At 58.5% G+C, this 6,538-nt stretch carries 3 protein-coding genes and 2 pseudogenes; 4 read left to right on the forward strand and 1 reads right to left on the reverse strand.

Annotation, left to right across the window (positions count from 1 at the left end; genetic code table 11):
• Positions 1–57: 57 nt before the first annotated feature.
• From ACOI1H_RS22705 to ACOI1H_RS22720, 4 genes and pseudogenes are all read left to right on the forward strand, one after another.
• Positions 58–405, forward strand: a complete 348-nt coding sequence (locus tag ACOI1H_RS22705; protein WP_422440400.1) for a DUF4357 domain-containing protein — start codon at positions 58–60, stop codon at positions 403–405.
• A complete protein-coding gene (locus ACOI1H_RS22710; protein WP_422440402.1) occupies positions 402–2,411 on the forward strand; it encodes a UvrD-helicase domain-containing protein in 2,010 nt (669 codons plus the stop codon). Before ACOI1H_RS22705 ends, ACOI1H_RS22710 begins: the two co-directional genes overlap by 4 nt.
• Before the next feature lie 489 nt (positions 2,412–2,900).
• A complete protein-coding gene (locus ACOI1H_RS22715; protein ID WP_422440403.1) occupies positions 2,901–5,585 on the forward strand; it encodes a UvrD-helicase domain-containing protein in 2,685 nt (894 codons plus the stop codon).
• 139 nt (positions 5,586–5,724) lie between these two features.
• Positions 5,725–5,913: pseudogene (locus tag ACOI1H_RS22720) on the forward strand (IS3 family transposase); the annotation flags it as partial.
• Between the two features lie 257 nt (positions 5,914–6,170).
• Here the strand turns inward: ACOI1H_RS22720 and ACOI1H_RS22725 are convergent.
• Positions 6,171–6,538, reverse strand: a pseudogene (locus tag ACOI1H_RS22725) (hypothetical protein); the annotation flags it as partial.

Consider the following 6,538-nt stretch of genomic DNA (forward strand, 5'->3'; position numbering starts at 1 on the left):
CGCGGTGAAGGTCATCAACCATCTTGGGGATGAAGTGATGAAGGTGATGGGGGTTTGATGGATCAGTTCGAGTTCGAGGATGAAACCGCGAAAGCAACGGGAGCTCCATTGGAGATCAAGAAAAAGCCTCGTTTCAAGATTTTCAAAGGCTCGACGGCCCGGAAAATCCCATCTCGCACAGAGAGACGCTACGATGATGAACGGCGACGGTTGATCGCTGACGGCACCTTGGTAGATCACCCTTCAGTATCTGGCTTGCTGGTATTCACGCGCGATTACGAGTCAAACAGCGCCTCCATGGCAGCGGGAGTGATCAGCGGTGGAGGGAATTTCAGCGGCCCGGAAAAATGGTTTGAGGTTGGGTCGGGCGAACCCTTCAACGATTGGCTTGGCAAGCGGCTGTGACAGTTCTCATCGCCTCCAGCTTTACGAAATCGCTCGAGAAGCTCTCTGGTCATGAGCAGTCCCAGACGAAAGTAACAGCATTCGACATCCAGCAGAACCCTGAGAGCCCCGGGCTGTCACTGCACCGGATTGATCGCTGCCGCGACCCAGGCTTTTGGTCGGCACGTGTGAACCATGATCTCCGCGTGGTGCTTCACAAACGCGATAGCGATACGCTGCTCGCCTATGTCGGTCACCATGACGACGCCTATGCCTGGGCGGAGAGACGGCGCCTTGACACCCATCCCAAAACCGGTGCCGCGCAGATCGTCGAGATTCGCGAGACGGTCGAGGAGATTGTCGTCCAGCGCTATGTGGAAGAAGCGGTTAAGAAGCCGCGCCTCTTCACGGACGAGAGCGATGACACGCTCTTGAGTTGGGGTATCCCGGAAGACTGGCTGGAGACCGTGCGGCAGGCGACCGAGGATACCGTGCTCGATATCGCCGGACACCTGCCTGACGAGGCGCAGGAGGCGATACTTGGGGCGGCAGTCGGTGAGGTGCCGACCGTGAGGATCGCAGAACCTCAGGGTCTTGGCTTCACGCATCCCGATGCTCAACGTCGGTTTCGGGTCGTCGGCGACGAGCAGGAGCTTCGTGCGGCGCTCGATGCGCCTTGGGATGAGTGGGCGGTCTTTCTGCACCCGGCGCAGCAGGAGTTCGTCGACCGAGACTTTAACGGGCCGGCCCGAGTGATCGGGTCGGCCGGCACTGGAAAGACGGTCGTCGCCCTACATCGCGCAGTGCGGCTCGCAACCGAGAGCTCGAATCACAGGGTTTTGCTGACAACCTTCTCTGAAGGCCTGGCCTCTGGTCTTTCGGAAAAAATGCATCGTCTCACCGTTGGGCATCCGGAAATTGCTGATCGTATCTCCGTAGCCACGATGTCGACCGTCGCTCGGCAATTGGCGATGTCGGTCGCGGACGGTGTTGCGATTGCCAGCGATGACGAGGTCACGACCCTTCTTGAGCAAGCTGCCAGAGATACCAGTTCTACGATCGACCATGCTTTTCTGAATGACGAATGGCGGTTGATCGTCGACGCATGGGACGTTCGAGATGGGGACCGATACAGGGATTTGCCCCGGCTCGGTCGTAAGGTTCGTATGGCAGCGTCACGCAGGGATGAGCTCTGGGCAATCTTTTCGAAGGTTCGCCAAGGCCTCTCCTCTCGCGGATTGGAGACAGAAGCCGGACTGATGCACCAGGTGGCGCGCAACCTCAATGAGCGACCTTTCACCCATGTCGTCGTCGACGAAGCCCAGGACATCTCGGTGCCCGAGCTTGCGCTGCTCGCCTCGATCTCGGGCGATCGACCCAACGGCCTCTTTTTCGCGGGAGACATTGCGCAACGGATATTCCGCTCCCCTTTTCCGTGGAAGTCTGTTGGGGTGGATGTCCAGGGGCGTTCACGCAGTCTGAAAGTGAATTACCGGACATCTCATCAAATTCGATCCCAATCAGATCGACTGCTCCCACCCAGGCTGCTTGAAACCGGAGGCGAAGAAGATCGTCGAACCGGCGTCACATCAGTGTTCCATGGGCCGGCCCCGACTATGCGGACTTTCGTAAGTGCTGACGACGAGAGCCAAGCCCTCGGCGATTGGCTGACGAAGATGGTTCACGAGGGAGTTCGGCCCGAGACAATTAGCATACTCGTGCGCTCGGATATGGAAATGGTCAGGGCAAAGGCGGCGCGCGGCATCTCTGGGCATTCGGATATACTGATCAATCTCATGCATGATGCAAAAGGTAGGGAGTTTAGAGCCGTTGCTGTCATGGCTTGCGACGCTGACGTAATCCCAAACGAAGATCGCCTCTTGGGCGCGACAGACGAACGCGAATTGCGCGAGATCTTCGATACCGAACGGCACCTGCTATACGTGGCGGCCACACGAGCCCGAGAGCATCTCTGGCTTTCCGCGGTCGATCCAGCTTCTGAATTCCTTGAGGATCTGCTGATTTAACCCTGAAAGTGCCTTGCTCCGCAGCGGTGGTCTTGCCCCCGTTTTACCGTATGCCTCCGGCGGAGGCCGTCAAACGGTGTTTCTGCGTCGGTGATAATTCCGACCTTATGGCCGACCATATCCGCCCAACCGTTCGTCTGGTTCGAGTTCATTGTCATGCAAAAATGGACAAAGTAGGTGCCCACTCGCACCTGAAATTGCGTTACACAAGGTTCCTCGCGGTTCGATACCTGCTATACCTCGGGAAAGTCTGGCAATTTGGTGCACATGAACCTCGCTTCAAAATCCTTCTTGAGGTTTGTGGTTGACCCTCTGGGTCGACATCCAAGATCCCTCATATTGCAAGAAAAGGGTATTGCAGCACGCGGGGCTGGTTCCCCTTGGATAGGGCACGAAGCTATCGCGACGCGCCCATCGGTGAGGAAAGGACTTATCTCGTCGTCTTTCTTCCTTGATCTCGGGGGCGGCCAAAACCTGACTTTGCCAGCGGTGGATGCGTCTGCGGCCAGAAGCTTCGCAGACGCGGCTGCGACCGCTTGGGCCGATTACAATCAGGCGGAGCTGGAAAAAGAGGACGACGCAGTCCGACGCATCCTGCAAGCGCTTGATGCGCTCAGGTTGCCGAACGCTTACCCCGCCGCGTGCCACGTGGCTCCGCTGGCGCGCGATGCTGCCGATCTGAATAGCCGGGTGCTCGCAAAACTGAACGTGGGGGCCGTCGGCGACAAGGTGATGTCACGAATTGCGCCGATCATGGCGTTTGCATCCGATCCGAATGCCGCCCGGGACGCGTCAATCGAGGCATTCGTGGAAGCTCAGCTGCTTCGATGGAAGGATTTTTTCGACACGGTCGAGTCCATGCCATTGACGCCGGAACAGCGTCTGTCCGTCGTCGTCGACGAAGACGCGACGCTGGTTCTGGCTGGCGCCGGGTCGGGCAAGACGAGCGTGATCACCGCCAAGGCCGCTTACCTCGTGAAGGCAGGAATTCGGATGCCGAGCGAGCTCCTGCTGCTGGCCTTCGCGAAGGATGCCGCAACCGAGATGTCCGAGCGGATCGAGGCGCGGTGCGGAATCCCGGTGGCGGCGCGCACTTTCCACGCATTGGCTTACGAGATCATCGGCGAAGTGGAGGGTGAGAAGCCGCCTTTGGCACCGACCGCGACAGACGATAAGGCATTCTTGTCTCTGATGAAGGAGATCCTGCGGCACATTGTGGCGACCGCCAGTGAGATCGCGCAGACCGTGATTGGCTGGTTCGCCGGTTTCTTCGACGACTTCCCGACAGCATGGGATTTCACGACGAAGCACGAATGGTATGCGCAGATAGAGAGCCGCAACCTGCGGACGCTGCAAGGCGAGACGGTAAACAGCTTCGAAGAGCTTCAAATCGCCAACTGGCTATTCCGAAACGGCATCGCTTACGAATACGAGCCGAGCTACGAGCACAGGCTCGAAAAGACCGGTCGCCGCGTCTACACGCCCGATTTCCGGCTGACCGAGAGCGGCGTCTACATCGAGCACTTCGGTGTGCGCAAGAAACGCGGCAGGGACGGCGTGGAGGAACTGACCACGGCACCTTACGTCGATCGCGATGAATATCTCGAGAGCATGGACTGGAAACGGCAGGTTCATGCCGAGCACGAGACGGTTCTGGTGGAAACCTACAGCTGGGAGCGTGAAGAAGGCAGACTGCTCGACGCGCTTTCTAAGAAGCTCCAGACCCACGTCACGCTGCGGCCGATACCGGACATCGAGATCTACGACCGTGTGGCCGAGGTCGGGGTGGTCGACGGCTTTACCTCGCTGATGGGCACCTTCCTGCGTCACTTCAAGAACGGCGGCTACAGGATCGAGGACTGCTCAGACAAGGCGCTGAGGTTGAAGATGGGCAAACGGGCCGAGGCCTTTCTGACGATCTTCGGGGCGGTCTTCCGAGAGTATCAATCCCGCCTGGGTGATCGGATCGACTTCGAGGACATGGTAAATCGCGCCACGGCCTTCGTCGAAAGCGGGCGCTATCATAGCCCATTTCGGCATATTCTCGTCGATGAATTACAGGACATCTCAACCGGGCGGGCGAAGCTGATTCAGGCACTCAAACGCCAGCACTCCGATGCCAAGGTGTTTGCCGTCGGCGACGACTGGCAGTCGATTTACCGCTTTGCCGGGTCGGACATCCACATCATGCGGAACTTTGGCGCGGAATTCGGCGGCACCTATGCAGGGGCCACTGGTGTCCATCGCATTGTCGATCTCGGTCGAACCTTCCGGTCAGTGGACAAGATCGCTCTGGCCGCCCGTCGTTTTGTTCTCCGTAACCCCGCTCAGATCACCAAGACGGTGATACCGGCAGGCGAGACGGACGAACCTTCGATCAGGATCGCCTGGACGCGCCGCGAAACCAGGGAGATGGCGTTGAACGACGCCGTGGCTGCACTTGCCGACACAGAGGGGAAGGGAGGCGGGAGGCCTTCGATCCTGATCCTCGGGCGGTATCGTTTCCTGAGGCCCGATGTCGGGCGGCTTCAGCGTCGTAACCCCGGGGCGACGATAGACTTCAAGACCATCCATGCATCGAAAGGCTTGGAGGCCGATCACGTCATTATCCTTGGCGCCGACAACGCCAAGATGGGCTTCCCGTCGATGATCGTCGACGACCCTCTGCTCAGCCTTGTATCGCCTGAGGCCGAGCCATATCCGAATGCCGAGGAACGGCGTGTCATGTATGTGGCTGTGACCCGGGCCCGGCGGACCGTGACCATTCTTGCCTCCGAGGCGCGCCCCTCAGTCTTCGTCGAAGAGCTAATGAGAGAGCCTGAGTTCGGCGTAGTTTTGCCTTTGGAGGCTCAGAATCACACCCACACCTGTCCGGGTTGCGGCGGGCGTCTGCTTCACATGGGTGGAAAGGACGGCCGCGACTGGTATTGCTGCGAGCACGTGAAGTTGTGCGGCAGTCGCATGCCGGCATGTCCGGCCTGCGGTGTCGGCCTTCCGATCCGTTCCCGGACCAGAGAAGAACTGGTTTGCACTGATTGCGGGGAGACCCAGCAGAATTGCCCCAGTTGCGAAGCAGGATGGCTTGTCGAACGGCACGGCCGCTATGGATCATTTCTCAGCTGTATCCGCTTCCCTAACTGTGACGGTAAAGCAAAGCAAAAGAGAAGCGCATGACTTGCTGAAAGTGCGCGACCCAGCCGACAATCATTCGACCTACGACGAACGTCAGCAGGCAGCGTATTCGGAAAGTTCATGGTCACCGCAGCCAACAGCAAATTCCCGCCCTCAATATCGGCGGCAGAGAACGGCCCTTAATTGTTATGACAATGCGGCCGTCGAGACGTTCTTCAAAACCATCAAGGCCGAGCTGATCTGGCACCGGTCACGGGCAACTCGGCGGCAGGCTCAGGTGGCGATCTTCGAATAAATCAAAGGCCTCTATAACCCGCGCCGTCGGCACTCAGCATTGGGAGGCGAAAGCCCCTTGGCCTTCGAACGCAAGTGGCCTAATCGAGCACTGGGGGCGGCACAAATACGCTACAAGACCAATCTGATTGTGGACGTTACCGTAGCCTCGGAATGCGACCGAGTTGATCTTGAGGTTTGGATGCAAGCGAATAATCGGGTAAGATCGGTGGTGGTCTATCCAGACATTTTCGCAGCCCGCTGTGCCACATTCACCGCAAACTTCTCCCGCTCAAATTATTGATCGCGAGTTTCGGAGCAATCAATTTCCGGATCGTTTCGGCCATACCGTGATCATCGATACCGATCGCCTTCCGCCCCGCAGTGGGCGATGACCTCATCGATCCATCGGTCAAACCAGACCCAGTTGCCATAGTCGCCAATGCATCCGTTGCCCTTGCCGTCCTTCTTTGCATCGAGCTTCTGCCAAAGCTGCGTGTGCTGGTGGATCTTAAACTTCGGAAAACCGGCTGCCTGGACCTTCTCTACGACCTTGCCGGGTGGGTAGCGAGTCTTGTTCACCTCCTTGAGGATGATCTTCTCGATCTCGCCTGCCTCTGGGCTGCCAGGGGTGACGATCCGCACGGCTGTATCTGCCGCGCCGGGGTTCTTCGCTGTAATCGGCACGAATCCGTAAGACATCCGGTAGGCGGGGTCCTTCA

Source organism: Loktanella sp. DJP18 (genome assembly GCF_049310965.1).
Lineage (GTDB): Bacteria > Pseudomonadota > Alphaproteobacteria > Rhodobacterales > Rhodobacteraceae > Loktanella.

Excerpts from the sequence above, each read along its gene's own strand:
- ACOI1H_RS22705 (WP_422440400.1), top strand. The coding sequence starts at position 58 with ATGGATCAGTTCGAGTTCGAGGATGAAACCGCGAAAGCAACGGGAGCT.